The sequence below is a fragment of the Lysinibacillus sp. IITD104 genome, assembly GCF_036698265.2.
Taxonomy (GTDB): Bacteria; Bacillota; Bacilli; order Bacillales_A; family Planococcaceae; genus Lysinibacillus; species Lysinibacillus boronitolerans.
The window spans coordinates 2,252,625-2,279,015 of sequence record NZ_JBAHYH020000001.1 but is presented as its reverse complement, the minus strand read 5'-3'; the positions used below and the strand labels follow the sequence as shown (position 1 = coordinate 2,279,015).

Here is a 26,391-nt window from a genome sequence, read left to right as displayed (position 1 = left end):
ATGTGCTCTTCTTTATTTTAGTGAGGATAAAAAATGCTAATCATTTTTATTTAGAAAAGTACTAGGCATGACTACAAGAACTACTGTTCCACGAGCACAAAGCGTATCCTGCGCGTAAACTTCAGTTTCTACTTTCCATTTCTTCGGATGAATTTCTTCAACAGTGCCAATTGCCTTTAAGGGAACATCTTGGGGTGTTGGCTTGAGGAAATCTACATTAAGGTTAGCCGTTACAAATCGAGGTGGCTCCGCTCCATCACCAATTTCATGTCCATTTTTACGATGCAAGGCAAGCGCTGCCGACCCTGTTCCATGGCAATCAATTAATGAAGCAATTAAACCACCATAGATAAATCCTGGAATACCCATATATTTTGATTCAGGTGTATAGATTGTGATCGTCTTTTCACCATGCCACCCCGTGCGAAGATGATGACCATCATCATTCAAACGGCCACACCCATAACACCAAGCGTTATCATCTGGATAAATATCTTGAATTGCTTTTTCTACTTTTAATTCTTCCATTCTTCTCTCCCCAATACTCTAGTATTATTTGTTTCTAATCGAACGTTAATCATTTAAGTATAATTAATCATTTCCATTCCATCAATAAAAATCTAAATATTCCATCTATTTAAACTATGTAAAAAAGCACGACCATAAAGTTGGACAAGTTTTATTAATGACAGATGGGGAGGGCTGGTATCAGGAAGAAGGAAAAGCTGCATAGCTTGTAAAACGCTGGCATGGTGCAACAAAGGAAAGATGGTATACTAAGGTCGTTACGTTTTTCTTTTACCGTGCTGAAGAAGGAATAAAGGAGTCAAAAGGTATATCATTAGAAAATATAATCGATTGTATTTGCAAGGAAGCAACTAATAAAGACAGTAAAAAATTAGAAGAATTACTAGAGCAATTGTATGATTATGAAAGTGCTAAAATACTCGATATTTACCCTTATCAGATAAAAAGTAATAAAAAATATAGTCAAGTAGAAGTATTCTTCGATAAATTGGAGATGGTCGATTTCCAAGAAAAAACGCAGGATTATCATTCTTATCAGAAAAGCCTAGAAAAATTTGAGAGATTTTTTGAATTGATGTGGTTAAAATCATCTGAATTTTATGCATTTTATTACATACCAGATCCTTTATATAAGGATCCATTGTATTATAAAGTCTACGAGAATGAGTGGAATAAAATTATACCTAAAGATCTTACAGAAGGCATTTTATTAAACATTGATGAGTACACAATATTAATTTCACTAATAAAATTAGCTGTTTCGGACCATCTCCATCTACATATCATTTTACCTGAGGAGAATATGGTATTTAGTGGGAATGGATTAGCCTTTTTAATCTATAGCCAGCGTAATCTTGAGCTATTTGAAAAGATAGCTAATACGGAGGGGCTCTATATCCGTTGAAAAAGTGATAGAACATTTCCAGCAACATGGAGCCAGATAAATATGAAACATACCCTAAAAAATAGCAACAATCTATGTTGCGTACAGATCGTTGCTACTATTATTTAAAAATCATTTATTTTGCTCTCGATAATTAATGGCCTCTTTAAATTCATCGGTAGCTAGGATATTGTAAAACATATTTCTACTGTTTACGTTTGCTATTGTCCCAGTGTTTGTATTATCAATCCATAGATAGTATTCATCATCGTTTAGTTTGATCTTATACTGCGGAGCAATTTCGTTATCAACCTCACCGAATTCTCTAGCTTTTTTAAATGTTTTTTCTATAATTTTTACATCTTCCGCATTAGAGATTTGTTGTAAAGTATCGGGTTGTACTTCATCGAAATTAATTAATTCTTGAATTTCTATCACCTTTGATGCTTCTTTCTGATCGTTACAAGCAACTAACGCTAAAGAACAAATCATTAACAACAAAATTGTCTTTATTTTCACCTTGATCTTCACCCCTCTTTATTCATTCTAGTATATTCCCTTATGAACACTTCTTCAAACCGCAAACCCTCAAAATATTTACATATTCTAACAGTCTAAAAAAGGTTTAACCATAGAATAAAAACTTATCTGAGAGCTTTCCCCTTGAATGGAATTTATAGTATGCTGATTAAAAGGGAGGAGAGGGATTTTATGGTTAAACAATTGATTGTTGGGGATACAATACAGGAATTGGCTTCTACTCGTCGCATACTGGAACGCTTGCCCGACGAGCATTTGACATGGAGGCCACATGAGAAATCAATGACACTAGGAGGTCTGGCCACGCACCTAATCAATCTGCTAAACTGGCAAATGGCTATTTTACAGTACTCAGACTTTGATCTTTCCACCGTTCCGTTACGACGAGAGGCATTAGAAAAGCGAGCTGACATTCTGGATGAGTTCGATACAAACGTAAGAAAACTGGAAATGATGCTTACTGAATGTGATGAGAAAACGCTCGGAGAGGTATGGACACTACGTCATGGTGACCATATTATTCGCCAGGAGCCTCGAGCAATTGCGTTCCGCACCTTCGGATTAAGCCACATGGTCCATCATCGGGCGCAGCTTGGGGTATACTTGCGACTTCTCGATATTCCAGTACCAGGCATCTACGGCCCCTCTGCAGACGAAGAAGCCTAGTAAACTACTTCCATGAATCGCTATTTAGAAAGGTATGAGGTGTTCGATTGACTAAGATAATGACGAAAACAGAACGATTAATTATTCGATTAATGGAAGAGGGAGATTACTCTTCTTGGCTTACGCAATATGAAAATCGTTTACCTTCCCAGCATAAATACGATGAAGGTAAATTAGATATGAGCATCTGTACGAAAGAATGGTTTATTGATTTAGTTACTAAGCATCATCAGATGGCTGAGGATGATAAGGTGTATGTATTTGGAGTATTTAGAAAAACAGATAATACGCATATTGGTTTTGTAGACTTTTCCACAATTATGAGGGAAGAATTTCAATGGGCTAGGTTCGGGTATACCATTCATAACCATTTTTGGAGAAAAGGTTATGGTAAAGAGGCTGTAAAGGCAGCGATTGATCTAGCATTTGAAAAATTAAATTATCATCGAATAGAAGCTCATATAAACCTCGACAATACGGCATCTATAAAATTAGCAGAAAATGTTGGGATGCTTTATGAATGCACGAGGAAAGGATTCATATACGAGGACAACAAGTGGACTGATCAGCTGGTTTATTTTATAAATGCAGAAGACATTTAAAAGGGAGGAGCTGTATGTACGACATGGAGAACTCTTTAGAAGTGCAAAAGAAAGAGGATATAAAAATTTCAATAGTCATACCAGCCCATAATGAAGAAAAATACATTGGAAAGTGCTTAGAATCTATTTTAAAGGCTTCCAAATCCTTTGAAAATCAAGTAGAGATTATTGTTGTTTTAAATCGCTGTACAGATAGAACAGAGCAAATTGCAAAATCGTATAATTGTATCCTACTAAAAAATAGCGATAAGAACCTTTCGAAGATTAGGAACGCTGGCGTTGATATAGCAAGAGGGGAAATCATCGTCACAATTGATGCCGATACACAGATGAACGAACATGTGTTATCGAAGGCAGTGGAGAACTTAATCACAGGTAAGTACATTGGCGGGGGCGTTACAGGAAAGTTTGAAAGAATGTCCTTAGGAATTTTTGTTTCAGCTTTGTTATTAATCGGACCAATATTTTTAAAATATGGTGCAATTTCTGTAGGCATCTTTTGGTGCTACAAAAAAGATTTTCAAGCAATTAATGGATTTAATGAAAATATGCTCATGGCAGAAGATGCCGATTTTGCTAAACGATTAAAAGATTGGGGAAAAAAGAACGAAAAAAAATACGGAACAATTCAAAATGGAATGATCACTTCAAGCAGAAAATTTGATAAGCATGGAGACTGGGTTTTACTTAAACGTCCTAAAATGATCCTAGCATACCTTAAAGGTACAGATCAGAAACATGCGAATGAAGCATATTATGAAAATGAAGATAGATAAAAAGAAACCGTAACGTTAATCGAACAAGGATTAACGTTTTTTTGTTACGATGCAATCATTCTAGCTATATTAAAGAAAAGAATTGAATAATTTTTTATAATAAATTATTCTTTATTACATCAATATTGATGATTCATTTTTGCGAAAGGATTGGGATTGATATAGCTGACGTCAATGTGTCAAACCCAAAAAGTCAGAATGATGAATAACTTTGAAGATTTAATCGGAAAAGAGTATGCCAATATAGCAGGCATCGCTATTAGAAAAGATAATCATTTAATCTATGAAAAATACTTTCATGGGTACACCCAAGATGATGCTTTGCATATAGCATCTGTCACTAAAAGCATCATCTCCATTCTTATTGGTATGGCAATTGATAAAGGATATATAAAAAATATCGAACAGCATGTGTTAGATTTTTTTCCGAATTATACAGTGAAGCGTGGCGAAAAAACCATTCAAAACATCACCCTAGCAAATTTGTTGTCAATGACTGCACCCTATAAATACAAGTCAGAGCCTTATACGAAAGTATATTCAAGTGATGACTGGGTAAAAGCTGCATTGGATTTACTAGGGGGCAAAGGTAGTATTGGGGAGTTTAACTATTCTACCGTTGGCACACATATTTTATCAGGTGTTCTTACAAATGCCACGGGTCAATCTGTCCATGATTTCGCTACAGAAAACTTGTTTAAACCTCTTGCAATCAAAGCTCCCTCCAATACAACTATACAAAATAAAGAAGACTATTTCGCTTTTCTGAAGGATAAATATGTCACTGGCTGGATCATAGACCCTAAAGGAGTAAACACAGCTGGCTGGGGACTTACTTTAACGCCACGGGATATGGCGAAAATAGGGCAATTATATTTAAATGGAGGTGTATGGAACGGACAGCACATCATTTCTTCCAAATGGATAGAGGATAGCACAAAAGAGAAAAGTCGATGGGGAGAGTTAGCCTATGGTTACTTGTGGTGGATCGTTGATGATTGCTATGCAGCTTTGGGGGATGGTGGAAATGTAATTTTCATAAATCCTCAAAAGAAGATGGTCATTTCGATTACTTCGCGCTTTATGCCACATGCCAAGGATCGTGTTGAATTGATTAGAAAGCATATAATGCCATTGTTTGAATAACAGCTAGTGACTATAAAAAGTTACGGTAAATACACTCCATTTTGATCATCATCAATCAAAATGGAGTTTTTATATTTAATATAAGGGTATTAATGAATCAATCTTCCAACAAACATATTTATTGAACCTAGCGTTCAAACACAAGTGAAAAATTGCAGACCCTGTTCACTTTAGTTCAAAATGAGGTTAATTTTAACAGTAAAATCAATTATACTTTTTGATCAATTTCTTTATTCAACAATATACTTGCAATACCCATTGTAGTACTATATAGTACTAATTATGACAAAGGTAAAATTAATGAATCAAAAACGTGTAATTGAAGTAGCTGCAACATTATTTTTAGAAAAAGGGTTTGCTTATACAAGCATGGATGAATTAGTTCGTGTAAGCAAAGTTTCCAAGTCTAATGTGTATTATCACTTCTCTAATAAGGAAGAATTGTTGGAAGGGGTCGTTGATTATTGGATTGAAATGTATCAATCTGCAATGGATGACTTACTGTCTCAAAATCAATTATTAGTTGAGGATCGTATCCAACTGTTTTTAAAACAAATAACACAAGGAGTTCAGACGAGAGAATATAAGGGGAGCTGTCCATTTATTACGCTTTATATTCAAAGTCCTACAAATGCCACAAAAGTAAAAGAAAAAATAGGTCTTTTTTTTAAAGGCTTACAAACAAAAGTTTCTCTATTGCTTAAACAAGGGGTAGAGAAGGGTGAATTTAGAAAGACAATAAATATTGACGAGGTTGCATCTCTTTTTATTACAAATCTTGAAGGAGCGCTATTTATTTCAGAAACACTGGAGGATGCAACTGTAATCATGAAAACAGCAGATCATTTGTTTAACTTGCTTCGGTAAAAGAAGCATTTTTTTTAACATCAAATTAGTACTGAATAGTACTACAAGGAGGCTTTTTATGAGAAAAGTATTTTTAACAGGTGGAACAGGTTTTATTGGAAAGCAATTAGTGAAGGAATTAGCCAAAGAGCATGTTACAATTCTTCTATTAGTAAGATCGAAAAGTAAAGCAACACGCATTTATCAAGAAAGAGGCATCTTAAAAGAGGCAAATATGCACTTTATTGAAGGTGATTTAACGAAAATAGACTTAGGTCTAAGTGCTGAAGATAAGGAGTTGGTATTGAAAACGGATGTGATTATTCACGCAGGAGGCCCCATGGATATTCAAGCGACAAGCAAAGAGGCAGCCTCCGTATTTTTGAATGGTGCCCAACATATTAGTGAATTCGCTAAAAATATTCATCAATTGAAGGGATTGCAACAATTTATTCATATTGTAGGCTATATGAGTCCCTTTGATGATAATAATAGCAAGGTTACGATAGATGTATTTAAAGAAGGAAACAATTTTTTAAAAATAAAAAATCCATATGAGCGAACAAAGTTTTTAGCAGATCTATATATCCGTCAGCAGGCATCAGCAGTAGGTTATCCGCTGTCTGTCATTAATCCGCCAACTGTGGTCGGTAGTAGTAAAACAGGAAGTACAGAGCAGATAGCTGGATTAGGTTTGCTTGTGACAAGTATGCGAAGAGGGCTCATGCCAGTGATTCCTGGCGGTAAGGGATATAGGTTGCCACTGATTTCAAACGATGGGTTTGCGAAGTTTATTGTGCAGGTTTTCAAATTGGAGCAGCCGGCTATTCAAACATATACACTTGTTGAAGACAAAGAGAACGATCCGAACATTGCTGAATTATTAAGTGTTATGTCGGAAAGTATGAATATGAGGGCACCAAAAATCTCTGTTCCAATGCCGCTTATGAAAACAATAATGAAAAGTGGAGTAAGTAAAATAACAAACATTCCTTCTGATGGACTGAATTTTATCACAAAAAGAACATTTTCCAATGGTTCGGTGAAAACCATGAGGGGGGGAGATTGGTTTAAGAAGATGAGTGTCATGAACTTTTTCCCTGCCGTAGTAGCTGATCTGGATTATCGATTGATGTATCAAAATGCTGAGCATCATCATTTATTTGAGCGAACATTATGCGATAACAATACCCTTTACCAATTACAAGGAGAGGGAAAACCGTTTATTTTATTACATGGTTTATTGAGTGATGGAGAGGATTTATTTCCTTTAGCGCAAGAGCTTCATGAAAAAACGGGTCAACCTGTATGGATCTTGGATCTTCCAGGTTTGGGACGTTCGCCTTTTAAACGAGAGAAAAATCTTTTAAATATCTATTTGAATGTAGTGAAAAAGTTATTGGAGAAAGCTACTAACGGTGCCCATCTAATTGGCCATTCATTTGGTGCATATATTCTTTTGGAAGCATTAGTACAAAAGTACATAGATAAGAAGCATACAATTACTTTATTTCAGCCACCTATTGCTAAAAAAAATGCTAAATCCATAAATGTTCCTCAATTTATGAACAAATGGACATTGAAATTGGCAACGACTAATTTGATAGAGCGATATTTATTAAGTAATGGTTTATTTGAAAGTATAGAGAGCATCCCTGAACATTATATTGAAAAATTAAGTAAAAGTTTTACTTCTCCTAGAATTTTAAATACTACGGTTCAGCTTAACAGTTTACTATCGAAAAACGTTCAAGGTGATTTCAATGAAGTAGCAAAGTTTAATCTTCACATTATTTGGGGGGATTCTGACAGAGGCTATTCTGCTCCTACGCATCTGGGGAAGGTTGACTTTGTTCCATATGGTCATCATTTTCCTCTTAACCATCCGAGTGAAACGGCTAATTTGGTAATAACAAATAGTAGTACTAACAGATGAGCGTGTGGGGTAAATAAAAAGCATGTAAATGAATTTGCAAAAAAAGATGAGATCTTGCTTCGGTAAAACGAATCCTTTGATATTGCATTCGAAAAGTATACACTTAACCAGTTGTCGAAATTTATGTGACGACTGGTTATTTAGTATTATTCTTCAGAATTGAGGAATCAAGAAGAACAAATTTAATAAAAGGAAACTAAGATATACCGATGCAGTATATTGTTTTATTTATAGAAAATCTCTTTTTAGAGTATGGGGAAGACGAAAGAGGCTACGATATTTTTTATAAAACGATTTAATAGATATCGAAGTGATTGAGGATTAATATCTTTTTCAATGAGCATTCGTAAATAAAAGCTTATGTTCATTTGTCCTCTTATTGGATATTGCAATTGAGAAAAATAATTAATACTTTATATGTTTATTCACAATAAGTTTTTCTAACAAATATTAAATTTTTTCATTCCACAATTGGGCCAATTGTGGAGTAACGTCAGGACATAAAAAACTTCTAACTAATAAATACACCATGCACGTTATTCGTTAGAAGTTATCATACTCTATTTAATAGTAGGCTATTCCATAACCTCATCAAATCGGTACGAGTCATGCCATAAGATTAATTGGACGGGTTCGATATTGCCTCAAAATAGTCTAGAACTACCTTGCGGAATTCCAATGAAGCTTGCGTCATGTATCGACTTTTATGCCATAATAAAGCGATATCACGTACAAGTTCATGATTCTCAACTTGCAAATATTTAATCTTTTCCCATGATATTTTTGCTGTGCTTGGTATGAAGGCAAGTCCAATTTCAGCTTCTACAAGAGTGATCAAACGTGTAGGTTCATCGCCCTCATACACATATTGAAGGTCAATTCCAGCCGATTTGCATACAGCGTCTACTAAATCACGAGTGCCGTATCCTCTTTTCACACCGACAAAGCATTCATCCTTAAGTTCTGTTAAACATACGCTACCTCGGTCTGCCAGCCGATGCCCATTAGGAACTGCAACAAGAATGGGATCAACATAGACAACTTGACATTCGATGTCTTCCCCTTGAAAAGGAGAGGACGACAAGCAAAAATCGACTTCGCCTCGATGCAAAAGCGTGACCATTTCCAGCGTGGTCAGCATTTGCACATGAAATTGGATATTAGGACGTTTTTTACGAAACTCTCGCATAATCTGGGGCAAAGTGCTTGCAGTGGTTACCGCAAGCTTTAGTGTGCCAGATTCCGCTCTGGACAAATCGCTAATCTCCTGCTTTCCCTGTTCCAACTCGAACAAAGCCCTTTCCGCGCGACGGATGAATTTGTTGCCAAATTCATTTAATCGCAGTTTCCTGCCTGTGCGATCAAATAAAGGTACCCCTAAATCTTCTTCCAGACGCTGTATCGTTTTGCTTAGCGACGATTGCGTTACGTGGAGACTTCGTGCAGCTTCGGTTACATGCTCTAATCGAGCTACCTCTAGAAAATATTGTAGTTGAAGAAGTTCCATTTCTTTTTCTCTCCAATCATTCCTTTTGGTCAATGATATCATAACTTTAAATGCGTTGGAATGAATGTAAAATTTCAAGTAAGATATCAATGGAACAAATATAAAGGGGGGTAAAATATGAATTCTCGTAGCAGGTGGTTAATGATATCCGTTGGACTAGGAATATTATTAAACCCTTTAAATTCATCAATGATTTCTGTTGCTATTGCTAGGTTGCAACATGTGTATAGCATTGATTTTACTGCTGTTTCTTGGATTGTGTTTTCATTTTATATCGCTAGTGCTATCGCCCAACCTGTAATGGGGAAGGCTAGTGATGTATTCGGTCGGAGGAAGATATTTCTTGCGGGTCTTGTTGTATCTTTAGTTTCTTCTATTCTGGCTCCATTTTCTCCAAACTTCGGATGGCTTATAGTGTCCAGAATCGTACAATCAATCGGAACTAGTATGCTGATTGCAGTTGGAGCAGCTATAGTACGCATTCATATTACAGAAAAGCAAGCAGATGCTTTAGCAGGTTTATCGATTTTCCTATCCGGTGCGGCAGCTATAGGACCTTTTGCCGGAGGAGTACTTATTCAATGGTGGGATTGGCCAGCGATCTTCCTCGTCAATATCCCGTTTGTAGTGGCGAGCTTTATATTAGCTTGGAAAATGATTCCTAATGATGGATCAGCAGCAACGGTTTCACGTGACATGTCGTTTCGAAAATTACTGGGTGTGATTGATGTGCCAGGAATTCTGCTCTTTGCGGTGGGGCTGATTGCCTTTCTAGTTGGCTTGCTGTCAGCGAAATCATCTGGGCATTTCTCTATGTGGAATATCATTGTTGTGCTAACCGGGCTCGTTGCGTTGGGAATATTCGTACGACATGAGCTAAAAACAGTGTCGCCATTTATTCCTTTACGCACCTTCGCCAAATATCCAGGGATGACATGGGCCAATATACAATACTTGCTAGTTAACTTACTTTATTATTCACTCTTTTTTGGGATTCCATCATACCTGCAAATGGTGCGGCATGTCAGTGAATTCCAGACAGGGATTCTTATGTTAACCTTGGGCTTGAGCTCGATTGTCGCTTCACCAATAGCAGGGAAATGGGTCGGTAAATCGGGACCCAGACCTGCATTGATTGTATCCTCATTACTGATGGTAGTAGGGGCAGTGTGGATCGTGACATGGACGCAAAGTTCACCAGTCATCAGTGTGTGCCTGGCGTTAGCCACATTCGGTTTTAGCAACGGGCTAAACGCTGTTAGTATGCAGGCAGCTCTGTTTAAAAGCTCTCCAAAAGAAATTGCTGGTGTAGCATCTGGCCTATTTAATACATCGAGATACTTGGGAACAATTTTATCTTCACTGTTGACAGGTATCATTATGGGAGGTGCGTTCAACTTTACAGGATTCCGATTGCTGGGAGTTTTCCTAACGGTCATTGCATTGGTCTTAGTATTTATAAGTCTGCGACTCAGATATTCTGAGCAATTGGATGAACCGAGTACAAGCAATTAAAACAAAAAATAAAAATAGGAGTTTTTAATTTATGACAACTGTTAAAATCAAGGAATGGTCCTAATGGGATCAAGCTTGGCAGGAAATGCAAAAGGATAAACAACCCCAAGGTGAAAAAGTCAACCAGAAGTGGAATTCAAGAGCGCAAACTTTCGCCGCGAATACCCTTGGAATTGCAGGTCAAAAACGGACGTAGCAAGTTATTTAATGGCTTAAACAGATCAGTGTCCGTTTAGGGAGCGAAGGTTCTAGACAGGTGTCGGCAGTTGAACCGTCTTCGTCTATGAACGTACTGCTAAGGGAACATGCGCTCAGCAATGTATGTGAGCATAGTATGTGATCGAGGCATTATGGGAAGACATGGATGTTGATCAAAAAGGTTGAAACAAGGAATAAGTACGTTGCAGTGTGCTTTTACATTTTACATCCATTCCGTCTCACTATTATTAGTATACTTTTTAATGAAACATAACTTCCTATAATTTATATTATGTAAACTAAAATTATTGGCGAGGAGGAGGGCTTGGATACGTCAACACCCCATAATACAATCGTTCGCTTTTATCTAGAGGCTGGAATTTTCTTGTCCCAGCCTCTATTAATTGCTTCATTACAATGAGTCACTTCATCAAGTTTAACTTTATTATCTAAAATAGCCATACAATTTCCATATATAATCGGAAATTACATTTGAATTATATTCAGCCAAACTATACGCATAATCAAAACCATTATTTAGTATATCGTGTAACTGAACGATCGGATTATAGAAAAAATAAATTTCATCTGAGTTCTTACTATCCTGTAATATTTTATAACTCATTTCTTTCTCTTCTTTACCAAGATGATAAAGATACATTACAATTATTTTTAAACTTTCTCTTTCGGATTTTTTACTATTTGCAAAACGGAAATCTTCTAATGACTCTATTTGTTCTAGAAGGCTACAGAATATATGTTGATTCATACCATACTTTAAATATAAAGCATATAAAAGATATACAGACTCCAAATAATCTATTATTATCAAATCATTGGGTGATCTCATAACCACAACTTCATGGTCTTTTTCGGGTGATGCAACTTTTTTTAAACCTTTTTGTGTTCTGTCCTTTAAATATTCGTTCAAAATTTTATTGTCAGAGATATCAAGCACAAAATTGTCAATCCTGATTTTTTTATCTTCGTTAAATGTATTTTTTTCTTTTAAATCAAAGATTATACACTTTTTCTCTTTGGTTTTGGCTATTTTATACTTAACTGCATTTAAGATATAAGGGTTTTTTAATATTTTAATATGGAGTTCATTGTCCGTATATTTGTTATATTTAAGTAGACAAACACCTAATGACTTTGAATAACTCAATAAACGTCTATCATTACAATTGTTAACCTCTTTTCGAATTTCTGTTGCAATATAATCATCAAGCTGACTTAATCTAATTACAGGCCGTTCTTTTTTAGGAATTTGGTATCTTCTATGATTACCATCAATATTTTCACTATCTTCTATTCTAAATAACAGCATATATTCTCCTTTATTCAATTTTACATAAATTTTTCGGTGTTCTGTGACCGAGTTTTCGACACATGGATTTAAAAATCTATTTTGCCACTCTATAACTATTTGACATAAGTCATTTCAACTTTCTCAGTAATTAAATCTTGTTAATATAAAAATGCTCTTTCGCCTTAAATTTAGTTCTCTAAAAGGTAAACAATATGTTCCAAACTAAATTGTTTTACTGTTGATCTTTGCGCTACTAATTTCAATTTATACCTCAGTGGCTACTGAAGATAGCTCTTACTTTATGATATTGTAGGTTGTTATTCCTTTTTTCCTTTTCGAGTAATTCGATAGAGCCACTTAAATATTCTTGAACCACCATCAATTTAAATTCTTCACTATATTTAGTCATATAAATCATCCCAAAAGTTAGTTTTTCACTCTAACTTTTGGGGTGCAGGACCGAATTGCACCAGATTGTTGAAGACCGTTATTGAACTAAAGCCTCCGTTACTTTAATAAGGATGTGCTTTAAAAGTAATCGGGGATATGTAGTGATATAGAGTCAATCTCATTTTCTTTTGAGTAATACATACAAACACTGTCTTTATATTTTTGACAATCATTAGGTAGTTCAATAAAGCCTAATCCTTTATAAAATTCTATCCCAATATCACTATAAAGGAAAAAGTTGTTACAGTTTTCTTCCAGTTCTAGTTTATTTATCATTTCTTTGACCAATAAAGAAGCGTATCCTTTTTTTCTTAATAATAAGGGAGTAGCGATTGAACCAAGCCCTTTTACAATTTGGTCTTCAGAAAGATTTAGTTCATATACGATGAGGGAGCTTAATAGTTGCTTTGTATCTGTTGCTTCAAGAACGTACCACTTTCCCTTTTTATACTTATTGGAAGCCTGGCACAAAGTTATATATTCTTCATATGGCATATTATCTCCCCAAACATCATAGCCCATCTTGTAAATTTCTATCATATCCTCTTTTGTTGCTTCCCTAATTTTTTTCAAAGAACCTCTCCTTTTGTTTTAAGCGATTATACATTCTTTTCGACATTAAGTTTATCAAAACCTCTATTCTTCTAAAGCTAAACTGCTCCATTATCTTAAGTACATTTTTTTAAAAAACTCCACATAGAAATTAACACAAAACACCATTTAAAATTTAGAAGTGTAATTTAATTAAATGGCCCTTTAATGAAACCAAGCGCCGATTTTTATTACAGAATCGCGCCCGATTGTTGAATATGTTTTCGAAATAGTGAAAATAAATATTAAATAAAGGAAATATCCTCTTGAAAGTAGAATATTACCCTACAACCATAATTAACTATTCCGATGAGGAGGATTTTTGTGCGTCCACGACCATTATTTATTGAAAATCCAGAGCATGATAGGTATGTTAGTCTTGTGCCAGATGGAGATATTGAAGAAATACTGAGTAAGCAACGAACTAATACCCTTACCCTCTTAGGCAGCGTATCAGAGGAGTTAGCAAGGAAGACGTACGCACCAGGGAAATGGACTTTAAAAGAAGTGATTGGGCATATGACCGACTCGGAACGTGTGATGTCGTATCGAATGCTTGCCATTGCACGAAATGAAAGTGCACCACTCCCAGCACTGGATCAGGATCAATACGTTTCTGCGGCAAACTTCAACAAATTATCTTGGGAACAATTACTAGCTGGTTTAGATACGGTACGCTCCAACACGTTAAGCCTGATTTCAACTATTGATGAAGCTGCGTGGGTTCGTAATGGAACTGTAATGAACAGCCCCGTTTCGGTAGGTACCATTGCATATGGCATTGCCGGGCACGAGTTACACCATATGAAAGTGATTAGTGATAAATACTTATAAGTCTCTTTCTATTAATGAAAAAACTTAATTTCTCATTTAATACTGAGAAATTAGGTTTTTTAATAGTGGAACTTCCTTAGCGTTATAAATCCGCATTTTCCTGACGTTATCTCTATTTATAAGTTTCTTATTTTATTTAATTTCTTATTCAATTATATGGCCCTATAACAAAAAAAACCCATTTCTACATGAGTGTCTTAATTGAATGAAAGTTTTTTAAAAGTATTTACTGTATAAATCCTGTCTTAGCTTTCCGCTTAGCTGAGCGTACATCTTTGTAGTCTCACTCTTTTCATGACCTAGTAAACTTTGAATGACATCAATTGGCGCACCGTTATTAATCTTAGCTACAGGATTTTTTAGAGTATAACCTTCTTCATGTGACCACCTAAATAATGATTTAACACAACGAATCCTATGTCCTAAACTGGAAGGCTTTAAGTGGTCTCCTGATCGTATTAAATATTCTTTTAATCTATCTGTATTAAATTCGTTCATATCAATATCACCAAATAATCGTAATAATAGATTGTATTGAAAACAATATGTTTTTAATGTAAGCGATGAATATCCCTCGATTTTTTTATCCTGTTGTTACCTTTTCCATGCTTCGGATAATAACCTGTGTCTTTCACTCTCCCATCTATAAATCTATTAATTCTAAATTTTATTATGTTCAATGAAAGATTTTTTCATACAAGGATATTCAACAACCTAAAAAATAGTGATAGTTTTGAACTCTAATTAATCTAAAAGGCACTTTCCATATTTCCAGGAAAGCGCCCTATTGTTGAGTACCTTATTGAAGATAAGCACCCGTTAGCCGAATAACAACCTTCTTATTGAAAACATTATTAAATACTTAATAACTAAACATACTTACATACTTCATAAAATCTTAAGTTTTATACTTAAAGAACCTTAAGATTTTCTTGCTACAATGAACAAGGCAAATTATTAAGGAGGTTACGTTACAATGGATTTGATTAGTATAGTATCGGGTCTTTTACCGTATGTAAAATATTCTATTTTTATCATCACAATCTTGATAATTGGATACTTTATATATAGAAAATTTTATCAGGGGAAATATCCAATACGTCTTTCTAAATTTGTTCTCATCACTTTACTTATTTGTTGGTTCATTGTAGTATTTGGAATCACTACTCTCAGTAGAGGGGCAAATTATACAGATCAGATTAATTTCAGTCTATTCACTAGTTATGTAAATGCATGGAACAAGTGGTCACTGACTGAATATCAATTAATCATCTTTAATATGTTAATGTTTGTACCGTTAGGCGTACTATTACCGTTGATTCATCATAAAAACAAATCATTTTGGCGTGTACTCATCATATCAATTGCTTTCACGTCTTGTATTGAAATTTCCCAATTGATTACAGGTAAAGGGATTTTTGAATTAGACGACCTTTTGCATAATACCATTGGGAGTTTAGCAGGGTACTTTATCGTGATGGTATTCATTTTATGGACCGAACAACGAAAATTAACATTTATACCGATTGTGAAAGCTATTTCTATTCCAGTAGTTTTTATTACGTTATTTGGCGTAGCAAATGTGGTATATAACGCTCAAGAATTTGGGAATCTGCCATTCATACCTGCACAAAAACAAAATATGGAACACATACAGATGCAACTGGAAACTGAACTTTCCAATAAATCACCTAACGCATGTGTTTATTACAATAAAGATGTGAATGATATAAAAAAAGGAAAATTAATTGCCCAATCCATTGCTAAACAATTTAATTTGAAACAACAAGGTGGCATACGGATTGAAGTGGATAATCGTATATTTACATTTCAAGACGATGAAGGCAGTAACTATAATTTAACTTATTTCATGTCAAATGGTTCTTGGTCCTTATCATTCGATAATATAAATGATGACCCCTTAAAAGTTGATATTAAACAGAAAAAGCAACTTTTAGAAAATTGGTTAAAAAGTGAAGGATTATTACCTAATAACGCTATCTATCAGCAGCAAGATGAACGTACAATTCGTTGGGATTTAGCTGAACCAGAGAATTTACAATCCACATGTGAAGATTTCTCTAAAGGTCTGGTTATGATTAGTCTTTTTAATCAGCAAGTACCCGACATATTATTTGACATCAGTGACAATGAAATGGTTGCGAAAAAGCAATTAATTTCACAACAGCAAGCATATAATGTAATGGTAAACGGAGAGTTTAGCACATACAATCCTTTACAAAAAGGTGATACATTAACGATAACGAATGTTCGTCTAACATATACTTATGATACAAAAGGTTATTATCAGCCCGTATATGTATTTACATGCAATGTAAATGATTCAGACTACATAATTGAAGTTTTAATCTCAGCTATTCAGTAAATAAAAAACTGAACTTGCCCAAATGGTGAACACTAAAAAAGTGTAGCTATTCGGGTTTTTTGTTCAACATCCCTTATTCAATTAAACTGGCCCTATTCTTGAAGGAGAAGCGCAATCTCTACTCTAGAATTGCGCCCGATTGTTGAAGAATAATCTCGAAGCTTACATCATTCCTTCGATTTTAGCTCTACACCAGTGAAAGGTCCTTCTTCTAAGCAAGAAAGACCACAAGAAGAAGCAAAGGCTGAGCTAGTTGATACGGTAGCACAATCAAGTAACAATACCAATACTCCCCCTATTTCTCCTATAGAGAAAGTAAAAAAGGAACAAGAAAAAGTCATTATTTCAGCTGAACAAGAGGCATTAGCAATGTTATTTTCCACACAAAAATAAATACCTTAATGAAGTAGGCATATGCTTACTTCTTTTTTTATCCCCTTTTATCCGTAGTAAAGACCACAAAAAAACAAGGATAGTATAAGCTAACCTTGCCCAGAAACTTAGGATTTTCTTTCATATTTTGCATTATAGGCTTGTATTGCTACTGTCGCGCCTAATACAAATAACACACAAAATAAAGCATATATTGTTAAACCAAATTTAGGTGGGTTGTTTAAAACACCCAAAATTGAAGATGCCATAACTGGAATGCTTGTCTTTATAAGGACTTTCATTGGTGTGTATTTTTCAGATTTATTATAGTGTTCTTTTGCAAAAAGAAAATAAATGGCTTGTAAGAACAGATACAAGATCGTCGTGAAGTTATTTACATACACTAAACTATTGAATAGTTCTGTTTTCCCATATTCTGAGTATCTAAAACCTATTAATACTACGGTGTATAAGAACAGAACCCACATGAAAACTACTAAGGTTAACGGTGGTTTAGCGGGTTCATGCAATTCTAATTGGCCATCTACTACGGAATAATAATCTCCCCAACCTGATATTTTTACATCAGTGCTGCGCTTATCATAGAAGCGGTACGCAAGTTGCCTACCCACTAACTCTTTGTTTGTTTTGCCATTCGCTTTCTTTTCCTTGTACCAGTTAAGGTGAATAAGAGGTAACGGAGCTTTTTCATCCCTACCTGCTAATACACCACTTAATGATACTCTTTCTACCGCTAATGACTGGTTGTAACTCAACTCACCTTTTGTATCTTTAAGTGATTCACTCCACACATAAGATAAGTCCATTGAGGTATCAGATGCATTAGTGTCATTATTTGCTACTTCTATTGCAAGGATCAGTTTCATATCTTTGCACCCCCTCTCTAATATCTAGCATACAACTAGTTAAATACTAAAATCTACTAATATGTTGCTAAGATTTTCCTTACCGTTTCACACTACTTTAATTCAAGTTATCCCTTCTAAACTAAAAAAACTAGTTTATGCTAGTTTACTTTTATCTAAAAATAAACTAGAAAAGATATAGTGGTTCCTTATTAAAGGAAAGCGCCCTATTCTTGAATAAGGTACAATCCCTAAATAGAATAGCGCCCAATTATAGTATAACAACATACAATGTTTTCGAGTTGTTCATTAGTTGTTAATGCCACTCTAACCTACATAAAAACTAAAAAGATGTTTTATTCATTCAATTTAGTGGAATACATTGAATGTGAACATATTAGGAGGGATAAATAATGACAGTCAAATTGACAGTAGAAAACGTTGTACAGGCAAAACAAGAAGTGGAGAAATTAGAAGCCCAAGGATATCTTCGAGATAACATTTACATCTTTGCGCACTATGAAGAACGTGAAGAGGATATTAACGAAGCACTCGGGACAGAAGAAGTTGGTATTGGCGAGCAAGGGTTCCTGACTTCTATGAAGAATCTGGTGAATTCCCGTGGAGATGAACTCCGCAATGAGTTAGCTTCTGTTGGATTAAGTGAATCGGAAGCTGCACAATTCGAAAAGGAACTGGATACAGGTAAATTGGTCATAGTTGCCAAAAAGTAAAAACAAACCCGGGAACCCAATCCCGGGTTTGTTTTTACTTTAACAAGTTCTTCTCGTATTCCGTGGACTCTGTATTTCGATAGCTTTTCAACCAATTCAGTATAAAAAAACATCTTTTTTTATTGTCAATGATCTGTTCGAGGAAATTTAGAGTCTTCTTAACAATAAGGCCCTATAAAAGGAAAAAACGCTTCCTAAATAAACGCGCCCTATTGTGGAAGATAATAAGCACATCTCTTCTTTAACTAACTTATCATTAGTAGAAGATTCTATCTCCTAAAACCCAATAGTTTTTCGGGGAAAATAATTATTCAATCCATATAATTAAATGTATGATTGGACTTTGTAATATTCAATATCATGCGCTGTTCCTGTCTAGAGCTTTTCTCGATATAAGTAAATATGATGAAATATTCCACACGCTCATCTGCTAGTACTACTATTTTATTACCAAATTAGCCGTTTCACTAGGATGGTTAAGAGGAAAATGATGACCATATGGAACAAAATCAACCTTACCCAGATGTGAAGGAGCAGAATAGCCTCTGTCAGAATCCCCCCAAATAATGTGAAGATTAAACTTTGCTACTTCATTGAAATCACCTTGAACGTTTTTCGATAGTAAACTGTTAAGCTGAACCGTAGTATTTATAATTCTAGGAGAAGTAAAACTTTTACTTAGTTTTTCAAATTAATAAAAAAATTGATCAAAAAAGCTAAACTTTAATGGACTTTACTGCTAAAAATTAATCTGATTTTGAACAAAGTTGAACTGAACCACAAAACTGTTTGGGATGGCTTGCAATTCTTCACTTGTGTTATAACGCTAGGTTCATATATTTTTGAAATCTAACTACAGCATTATTCTCTAGTGGTCTTTATTTTCAGCATAACGAAATAATGAGAAAAAATGTTAAGTTCCGAAGAGATATTGCTCTTGACGTTATGAAACCTATCGAGATTCAGTAACACGTACCTTTACCCGTCTCGATCGCTCTCACAGCACAAAATATTTTACATAATACAGAATGAATACCTCATTGATTTTCTACAACTATAGACTTCAGCTTTTTCTTATTCCTACAATATTTGTATGTATTAAATAACTCATAATACTATCCGTATTTGACTAAACCATCTACAAAATCAATTCATGATAATAAAAAGTTGATAAGGTGAAACACACCATATCAATTTTTTATCCTTTGTAAACTACCCATGAGTTGTTGTTCTATATGGACAAGAACTTTGCGTCCATCCCATTTCTCTTCTTAGTTTTTAAAAGGACTGCTAGCTTTCGCTAACAGTCGAATTTTTAACAACATGTATTTGATTGATTAACAAGATTAATACTACATACCCCTGTTTCTGGTAATTCCAATTCCACACGTTTCGACGCTTCTTCATCTCCTGATAAATAAGCTGTTATGGAACGAACCTGTTCGTAGCCTGTGGCCATTAAGAATGTAGGTGCGCGTCCATAACTTTTTGCACCGACAATGTAGAAGTTCTTTTCTGGTTGTCGTAGTGTTTCTTCTCCATGCTCCCTTACTGTGCCACAACTATGCTCATTAGGATCAATTAAGGGCGCTAATGCTTGCACACTTTCTGTTGCTGAATCAATCGAAAGGCGTAATTCGCTGTTAATTGATAGGTCTGGTCGATTTCCTGTATTGACAATAAGCTCTTCAAATCCTGTTAATACTTTTTGTTCTCCGTTTATAGTACCAACAATATGGATGTTCTCTTCTTTCTTCACCTGTGAGATATAGAAAGGAGTTATTACTTCAACCTTACCTGTATCTACTAACTCATGGATGCGAATACCCAGTGCGCCACGTGCTGCCAACGCATCTTTTTCCTCCCCGCCATAGGCCTCTTCTACAGATTTTTTACGCATAATCCACACAAGCTTTGTTGCAGGATTATCTTTTTGTAATTCAGCCAAAGCTAATAAGGTATTGATCGCTGAATGACCACCACCAATGACAGCAACCTTCTTATTTGCATATCTCTTAGGGTTCGTATTTATATCTGGAATACCATACTTAATGTGATCTGCTAATGCTTTTTCATTTTTCAGCCAAATACCTGTAGAATTTGCTGGGTTTGGATTCCCCCATGTTCCTGTTGCATCAATAACTGCTTTTGCCTCAATAATATCGATATCATCCTCTTTTTCAACATATATATTAAAGGACTGATTGAATCGATTTTTTGATTTCATTTTATCATTAAATTGTCTTGATATACCTACTACTTTTGAGTTCAATCGGATACTTGGTTTTATTTGTGTTAACTCTGCTAAAGGTTTTAAATAAAGATCTATTAATTCATGCCCCGTAGGTATTGTTTCTAAGTTAGGTTCTATCCAATCAGACCCCTCTAATAATGATTTAGCAGCTTTATTGATGTTATAACGCCATGGAGAAAATAATGTGACATGACCCCAAGTACGAATATTGTGTGCTATTTCATTGCCAGCCTCAAGTAAAATAAATGACTGGTTCTGCTCTACTAGATGAGCAGCAGTAGCTAACCCGATAGGACCTGCACCAATTATGACAATCGGTAAATTCTTATTGGAATTATTAACAGTCTCTTGGACTTCAATAGCGTTAGTAGTACAACAAGATTCATGTTGGTTGATTATTTTAAGTGTTTTCATCATTAATTTCTCCTCTATTTTCTTTATATAAGCATTCCCTTATATAAAATATATTTTTTACGCCTAGCAGTTAGCTAGACGTTGTAAACTTTGTAATTAAAAAATTTCAATTTCACACATTGTTTTATCAATTTCTTTTATAGCTTTTTCAAATTGCAAACATGTCGAAGTGCCGTAACGATCCATATCTCCTTTAAAAAAGAAATCAAAAGCAAATTCTTTAGCCTGTATCAATGTGTATTCTCTACTATTCATAATTAACTTTAAATAAGCGATAAAATAATCTTTAGTTAATACGCTAGCATGGTTAACTGTCATTATCGTATCCTCCATTCAACAGATTGAATAATTGCTAACAGAAGTATTACAGCTGCTCAGCTATAAATTGTTCAATCCGTTTTCCAATTGCATCACGTACAGTTTGGAATACAATCCATTTTTCTTCATCTGTACCTGTCGCTTTCGCAGGATCTTCAAATCCCCAATGCTCACGACGAACGTGAGGAGGTGTCATCGGGCATTTATCTGCTGCATCCCCACATAACGTGACAACTAACGTTGCACTGTTTAATGTCTCAGTATCAATTACATCTGATGTATGATTCGAAATATCGATGCCTACCTCGGCCATCGCTTTTATAGCATTCGGGTTTACACCATGTGCTTCAATACCCGCACTTTTAACTGTCCAATTGGTAGGTTAATTTCTTTGCCCATCCTTCAGCCATCTGACTACGGCATGAGTTCCCTGTACATAGGAAATAAAGTGTATTTGTCATAGTAATTGCTCCTTATAATTTAATGGTTTTAAAGTATTTTTTCTGCCAACGTAGGGCAACCCATACAAGTCCTATGAGAACAGGTACTTCTACAAGTGGACCAATAACAGCAGCAAATGCCACGCCACTATGCAGGCCAAACACACCCACTGCAACCGCAATCGCTAGCTCAAAATTGTTACTTGCAGCTGTAAAAGAAAGAGCTGCTGTGACAGGATAAGATGCCCCAACTTTATGGGAAGAGAAGAATGACACAGCAAACATGATCACAAAGTAAATAAATAATGGAATAGCAATTCCCACTACATCAAGTGGCAGTTCTACTAATTGCTCACCCTTTAAAGCAAACATCATCACAATCGTGAACAACAGTGCAATTAGAGTCAGTGGTGAAATCTTCGGTAAGAACTTTTCCTCATACCACTGTTTCCCTTTTGTTTTAATCCCTATCCAACGTGTGAGGAACCCTACAGCAAACGGGATACCTAAGTATATAAGTACGCTCTTAGTAATCTCCCACATAGAAATGGATACATGGAAATTCTCTAAACCAAACCAACCAGGTAATACATTTAAGAAAAAGTAAGCAAAAATTGAATAAGTCACGATTTGAAAGATGGAGTTAAACGCTACTAAACCAGCTACATATTCACGGTCTCCACGTGCTAAATCGTTCCATACAATGACCATTGCAATACAACGAGCTAAACCAATCATAATCAGTCCAGCCATATACTCTGGATAATCGTGCAGGAAAATGATGGCTAAAAAGAACATTAAGAACGGTCCGAGTAACCAGTTTTGAAAAAGAGAAAGTAAAAGCACTTTCCAATCCTTAAACACACGCCACATTTCTTCATACTTTACTTTCGCTAATGGTGGGTACATCATGACAATTAACCCGATAGCAATCGGTATGGAGGTTGTGCCAATAGACATGGCCTCTAATGCTTTTCCAATATTAGGCATTGTCAAACTTAATAAAACACCTATTCCCATCGCAACAAATATCCATAAGGTAAGGTAACGATCTAGAAAAGATAGCTGCTTGGTTAAAGAATCATTACTCATTTATATTTCCCCCTACATGACAACAATCTGTGCCACAGTTGCAACCCTTTAAAGGCTGAATTTGTTCTAAAATGCCCTTCATCAATGGAGTTTGATCCTCTACTAAACGGTAATGTTTCCAAGTCCCTACTTTTCGTTCCGTAATAATGCCTGCCTCCTTTAATTTTCGTAAATGTTGACTAACAGCTGGTTGCGATATTCCGAGAACATCTACAAAATCACATACACATACCTCCCCATTCTTCATGCATGCAAGTAATTTAATGCGGTTTAAATCTGCAGCTGCTTTTAGTTGTTTTTCAATTAGTGTATTTTCCATTTATCTGCACTCCTTATATAATTATTTGCTTATATATTATTTTAAATAAAATCACCTCGTTAAAGAAAGGTGAATTAATCCATATATAACTATATTCTTATATTATGATTTAATGTTTTGAATTGCAACAGATTTTTATCCAATTTGACGTTGCTTTGAAATAAAGTTTGAGCAAAAATGCCTCGCAAACCTTTATTTCAAGTTAAATAAGAAGAATCCCTTTTTGAAAAAGATTGATCAAAAGGGATACCTCTTGAGCAGTTTTAAGTTAGGTTTTTATAAAAAAGTTTGATTGTTTTCTACATGTGTTACTCCACTATCGCGCCCTATTATGGAAAATGTATAACTAATATTTCACCTGCATATTATCTTGTAGTATTTTCTCTGCAAGTTTAATGTTTTCTTTTAGAAATAAAGGTAGTTCCGTATGTGCAAGAACCTCTGATGTAGTCATCCAAATAACATCATCCACTTCTTCAGTACTTTTAGCGTAAGGTTCTCCGGATTTATGATGACATAGGAAAACTATATCGATTACATTTATCCCTGATTCTGTCACGAAGGAAGAGCTATTTACATATTTAATGCCTGTAATTTCGCTACCTACTTCTTCAAAAACTTCTCGTTTTAATGTTCTTTCCAGAATATCAGACGAATCACCTTCAATTTCACACTTTCCTCCTACTAATGAGAGACCTCCACCAGCATGCTCCTCCTTTTCACTTCTGCGGATTAAAAGCCATTTCTCATTGCGACGAATAGCCCCTTCTACATTTACTACAAACATAAAATACCCCCTAAAATCTAAAATTTATACTTTATCCATAAACACATGGCCCATTTTATTTCGTAGACGCATTTTTTTCTGCAGAAATGCGCCCGGTTATAGAATATTCACAATATTCTGTTAATAATATCACACACCAATTATTACCACCACGACTCCAGCACTTTAATTTGAACTAATAAAATAGATTTTTAAAATGAAAATCCACCATCAACATTCCACAAGAAAGGGAAAGAACAAATTGCTATGCATTTCATTGTCATTAGCTACTTCATTTGTATTAGTAAATAAATGATAAACAAACCCTCTTGTATTTTGTTTGCTCTAAAAGGCGTTTGACGCAATTAAATTATTAAAGCACATTTGCTCAACATTTTGATTAACGACATCTTTGGTGCATGGATTGGTGGAATGCTTGTTGTATGGTGAAGTCCTAAATTTTCTGATTTCTGATTCGTGCAATCATTGCGGAAAGCTCCGTAAGCTAAATAGATCTTTTATTTTACATCTATATGGTTAAGTGAACCAAGATGTAAACAATTATAAATGGTGACTGTTTTTATAATAAAGGCGGCCTTCCACAAACTAATCTGTGGAGGACCGCTTTTAATTTGTTCTTATTTACTTAACAATCCTCGACTCTTGAATTCAGAAGAACAGAACGCTATTCAACAATAGCGCCCAATTGTTGAAGATTGTTATCTAACTAAAGCACTCTAACGTTTAAGTGAAACTGTTCACAACTTATAATCAGTGTTTTAGGAACTCGGATAACGCCTGTTCCTCACCATCTAACATCGAAGTAACGATTGTCATAAAATCTTCAGCTCCAATTTCAAAATGACCTCGACGAAATGGATATCCCCAATTGCGATTTCCACGCGTAAAAGTGAGCTGGTTTAACAACAATGCAATCTTAACTTCTCGACAAGGAATATAACGCATATCTCTGCGAAATGGCACAAACGACTCCGACACTTGATGTTTGTAAGCACCGTTATCCGTAACCTGACCAATAGCAGTAAATGCTTGAACTGGCTTCCCTTTGGACATGTCTGTGCGAGGGGAATAGTATATCAGCCAATCACCTGGAGACATTTTACGCAAAGGTGCTGCCTTACCGTGACACAACTGTGCAAAACCACCTTCTATGGCTAAATTCACATGAGAAGCGGATACAACGCCAATCCAATATCTGCTTTTCTGACTTGTTATATTCGACATGATGCATCCCCCTACTCTTCAAATACTAAACTTTTCAACCGATCCAGTTGTAAAAAATGGTGTCTGTAATGCATTTCAATCAACATAAACCATTCCTGCGCGTTTAAAGCACCGAACGCCGGATGAAGGATCTTGTTACTTACAGGCGCTTGTAGTAGAACTGATTCCGTATTCCTCATCCGTTCCACTACACTGTGAAGGCCTTCTACCAAATGCTCCATGCTCTCTGGTGGTTGCGGAGTATAAATCGGCGAAGCAGGGACATTAATACGAACAGCAGGAAATTGTTCTAGTTTAAAAACAAACTTGCCCTGCTCAGTTTTTTCCTTCTCTGGGTTCAATGTCGATTCGCTACCACCTAAACATTGCTCGACATTATGTAGATGCATGAAAGCTGATTGAATTAAATGTACATACATCTGTCCAATGGACCAATCTTCTTCGCTTTGCTTTCTATGTAATTTATCCATATTGAGTTTTGTCAGTTCTGCCAAATATCTTTCTACTGTAAGTTCAAATGACGTCAATACTTCCTTTGTACTTTTCATCCTTCAAGCAGCTCCTCTTCTTCTTGGTATAGTCACAGTATAAAAAAACACTACTGACAGGTGTATGTCAGTAGTGTCAGACTGTAGACAAACTCAATAAATTTTGAGTTTGCCTACAGTCTTTTTTCTTTTACAATAAAATAAAGTAAAGCCGTTGATTTCCACTACGGGCGGACGCTTTCCGCGGGCGGGGTCGAGCTGCTTCCCTCGCTTCTCTCAGTCCAGGATCTCGACTTTCCCGCTTTTCCCGCAGGAGTCGCCACCCTTCGTTCCAATCAACTTCTACATAAAGAATTCCTTATTCATC

At 35.3% G+C, this 26,391-nt stretch carries 26 protein-coding genes and 2 pseudogenes; 12 read left to right on the top strand and 16 right to left on the bottom strand.

Annotated elements, in window-relative coordinates; all coding sequences use genetic code 11:
• Positions 1-36 precede the first annotated feature (36 nt).
• Entirely contained in the window at positions 37-528 is a 492-nt protein-coding gene (locus V1L66_RS11570; protein ID WP_258859844.1) for a PaaI family thioesterase, read from the bottom strand.
• 391 nt (positions 529-919) lie between these two features.
• Between V1L66_RS11570 and V1L66_RS11565 the strand changes: the two genes are divergently transcribed.
• A complete protein-coding gene (locus tag V1L66_RS11565; RefSeq protein WP_333004025.1) occupies positions 920-1,432 on the top strand; it encodes a hypothetical protein in 513 nt (170 codons plus the stop codon).
• A 111-nt stretch (positions 1,433-1,543) separates the two neighbouring features.
• Here the strand turns inward: V1L66_RS11565 and V1L66_RS11560 are convergent, their stop codons facing one another.
• Positions 1,544-1,930, bottom strand: a complete 387-nt coding sequence (locus V1L66_RS11560) for a hypothetical protein (protein WP_026023331.1) — start codon at positions 1,928-1,930, stop codon at positions 1,544-1,546.
• A gap of 192 nt (positions 1,931-2,122) precedes the next feature.
• Between V1L66_RS11560 and V1L66_RS11555 the strand changes: the two genes are divergently transcribed.
• From V1L66_RS11555 to V1L66_RS11530, 6 genes are all read left to right on the top strand, one after another.
• Positions 2,123-2,617: a DinB family protein gene (locus V1L66_RS11555; protein WP_016991742.1), complete on the top strand. Its 495-nt coding sequence runs from the start codon at positions 2,123-2,125 to the stop codon at positions 2,615-2,617.
• Positions 2,618-2,664: 47 nt separating this feature from the next.
• The gene (locus tag V1L66_RS11550; protein WP_115673611.1) at positions 2,665-3,219 is read left to right on the top strand and encodes a GNAT family N-acetyltransferase; all 555 of its coding nucleotides are present in this window, start codon (positions 2,665-2,667) and stop codon (positions 3,217-3,219) included.
• Positions 3,220-3,233: 14 nt separating this feature from the next.
• Complete coding sequence (locus V1L66_RS11545) at positions 3,234-3,995, top strand: glycosyltransferase (protein ID WP_333004022.1); 762 nt, start codon at positions 3,234-3,236, stop codon at positions 3,993-3,995.
• Positions 3,996-4,196: 201 nt separating this feature from the next.
• Positions 4,197-5,141 carry a serine hydrolase gene (locus V1L66_RS11540; RefSeq protein WP_312752916.1) on the top strand — a complete coding sequence of 315 codons (945 nt, stop codon included), beginning with the start codon at positions 4,197-4,199 and terminating at the stop codon, positions 5,139-5,141.
• Positions 5,142-5,441: 300 nt separating this feature from the next.
• The gene (locus V1L66_RS11535) at positions 5,442-6,008 is read left to right on the top strand and encodes a TetR/AcrR family transcriptional regulator (RefSeq protein WP_312752924.1); all 567 of its coding nucleotides are present in this window, start codon (positions 5,442-5,444) and stop codon (positions 6,006-6,008) included.
• Between the two features lie 58 nt (positions 6,009-6,066).
• On the top strand, positions 6,067-7,923 hold the full coding sequence (locus tag V1L66_RS11530) for an alpha/beta fold hydrolase (RefSeq protein WP_333004021.1): 1,857 nt from the start codon (positions 6,067-6,069) through the stop codon (positions 7,921-7,923).
• A 619-nt stretch (positions 7,924-8,542) separates the two neighbouring features.
• Here V1L66_RS11530 and V1L66_RS11525 read toward each other — a convergent pair.
• Positions 8,543-9,430 (bottom strand): LysR family transcriptional regulator, encoded by an 888-nt coding sequence (locus V1L66_RS11525; RefSeq protein ID WP_333004020.1) that lies wholly within the window; start codon positions 9,428-9,430, stop codon positions 8,543-8,545.
• A gap of 117 nt (positions 9,431-9,547) precedes the next feature.
• Here V1L66_RS11525 and V1L66_RS11520 point away from each other — a divergent pair, with 117 nt between their 5' ends.
• Positions 9,548-10,945 (top strand): MFS transporter, encoded by a 1,398-nt coding sequence (locus V1L66_RS11520; protein WP_333004019.1) that lies wholly within the window; start codon positions 9,548-9,550, stop codon positions 10,943-10,945.
• Between the two features lie 643 nt (positions 10,946-11,588).
• Here V1L66_RS11520 and V1L66_RS11515 read toward each other — a convergent pair.
• Both V1L66_RS11515 and V1L66_RS11510 read right to left on the bottom strand, forming a co-directional pair.
• Positions 11,589-12,473: a hypothetical protein gene (locus tag V1L66_RS11515; RefSeq protein WP_036079173.1), complete on the bottom strand. Its 885-nt coding sequence runs from the start codon at positions 12,471-12,473 to the stop codon at positions 11,589-11,591.
• A 510-nt stretch (positions 12,474-12,983) separates the two neighbouring features.
• Positions 12,984-13,478: a GNAT family N-acetyltransferase gene (locus V1L66_RS11510; protein ID WP_333004017.1), complete on the bottom strand. Its 495-nt coding sequence runs from the start codon at positions 13,476-13,478 to the stop codon at positions 12,984-12,986.
• A gap of 342 nt (positions 13,479-13,820) precedes the next feature.
• Here V1L66_RS11510 and V1L66_RS11505 point away from each other — a divergent pair, with 342 nt between their 5' ends.
• Positions 13,821-14,330: a DinB family protein gene (locus V1L66_RS11505; protein ID WP_333004016.1), complete on the top strand. Its 510-nt coding sequence runs from the start codon at positions 13,821-13,823 to the stop codon at positions 14,328-14,330.
• A gap of 216 nt (positions 14,331-14,546) precedes the next feature.
• Here V1L66_RS11505 and V1L66_RS11500 read toward each other — a convergent pair whose 3' ends face one another.
• The gene (locus V1L66_RS11500) at positions 14,547-14,909 is read right to left on the bottom strand and encodes a hypothetical protein (RefSeq protein WP_333004175.1); all 363 of its coding nucleotides are present in this window, start codon (positions 14,907-14,909) and stop codon (positions 14,547-14,549) included.
• 397 nt (positions 14,910-15,306) lie between these two features.
• Between V1L66_RS11500 and V1L66_RS11495 the strand changes: the two genes are divergently transcribed.
• Positions 15,307-16,716 (top strand): VanZ family protein, encoded by a 1,410-nt coding sequence (locus V1L66_RS11495; protein WP_333004015.1) that lies wholly within the window; start codon positions 15,307-15,309, stop codon positions 16,714-16,716.
• A 195-nt stretch (positions 16,717-16,911) separates the two neighbouring features.
• Entirely contained in the window at positions 16,912-17,109 is a 198-nt protein-coding gene (locus tag V1L66_RS11490; protein ID WP_333004014.1) for a hypothetical protein, read from the top strand.
• Between the two features lie 107 nt (positions 17,110-17,216).
• Here V1L66_RS11490 and V1L66_RS11485 read toward each other — a convergent pair whose 3' ends face one another.
• Positions 17,217-17,975, bottom strand: a complete 759-nt coding sequence (locus tag V1L66_RS11485) for a hypothetical protein (protein WP_333004013.1) — start codon at positions 17,973-17,975, stop codon at positions 17,217-17,219.
• A 392-nt stretch (positions 17,976-18,367) separates the two neighbouring features.
• Between V1L66_RS11485 and V1L66_RS11480 the strand changes: the two genes are divergently transcribed.
• Entirely contained in the window at positions 18,368-18,688 is a 321-nt protein-coding gene (locus V1L66_RS11480; RefSeq protein WP_333004012.1) for a general stress protein, read from the top strand.
• Between the two features lie 439 nt (positions 18,689-19,127).
• Here the strand turns inward: V1L66_RS11480 and V1L66_RS11475 are convergent.
• The 9 genes and pseudogenes from V1L66_RS11475 to V1L66_RS11435 form a co-directional block, all read right to left on the bottom strand.
• Positions 19,128-19,376, bottom strand: a pseudogene (locus tag V1L66_RS11475) (nonribosomal peptide synthetase MxaA); the annotation flags it as partial.
• 627 nt (positions 19,377-20,003) lie between these two features.
• Positions 20,004-21,356 (bottom strand): FAD-dependent oxidoreductase, encoded by a 1,353-nt coding sequence (locus tag V1L66_RS11470; protein ID WP_333004011.1) that lies wholly within the window; start codon positions 21,354-21,356, stop codon positions 20,004-20,006.
• A gap of 96 nt (positions 21,357-21,452) precedes the next feature.
• Positions 21,453-21,674 (bottom strand): hypothetical protein, encoded by a 222-nt coding sequence (locus V1L66_RS11465; RefSeq protein ID WP_312752987.1) that lies wholly within the window; start codon positions 21,672-21,674, stop codon positions 21,453-21,455.
• A gap of 46 nt (positions 21,675-21,720) precedes the next feature.
• Positions 21,721-22,135, bottom strand: a pseudogene (gene arsC / locus V1L66_RS11460) (arsenate reductase (thioredoxin)).
• A gap of 12 nt (positions 22,136-22,147) precedes the next feature.
• A complete protein-coding gene (gene arsB / locus V1L66_RS11455; protein ID WP_333004010.1) occupies positions 22,148-23,206 on the bottom strand; it encodes an ACR3 family arsenite efflux transporter in 1,059 nt (352 codons plus the stop codon).
• The gene (locus tag V1L66_RS11450; protein ID WP_048395856.1) at positions 23,199-23,525 is read right to left on the bottom strand and encodes a helix-turn-helix transcriptional regulator; all 327 of its coding nucleotides are present in this window, start codon (positions 23,523-23,525) and stop codon (positions 23,199-23,201) included. Before V1L66_RS11450 ends, arsB begins: the two co-directional genes overlap by 8 nt.
• Positions 23,526-23,871: 346 nt before the next feature.
• Positions 23,872-24,312: an NUDIX domain-containing protein gene (locus tag V1L66_RS11445; RefSeq protein WP_333004008.1), complete on the bottom strand. Its 441-nt coding sequence runs from the start codon at positions 24,310-24,312 to the stop codon at positions 23,872-23,874.
• A 750-nt stretch (positions 24,313-25,062) separates the two neighbouring features.
• Positions 25,063-25,536 (bottom strand): EVE domain-containing protein, encoded by a 474-nt coding sequence (locus V1L66_RS11440; RefSeq protein ID WP_333004007.1) that lies wholly within the window; start codon positions 25,534-25,536, stop codon positions 25,063-25,065.
• Positions 25,537-25,547: 11 nt separating this feature from the next.
• Positions 25,548-26,084, bottom strand: coding sequence for a DinB family protein (locus tag V1L66_RS11435; protein ID WP_333004006.1), 537 nt, complete (start codon positions 26,082-26,084; stop codon positions 25,548-25,550).
• Positions 26,085-26,391: the final 307 nt, after the last annotated feature.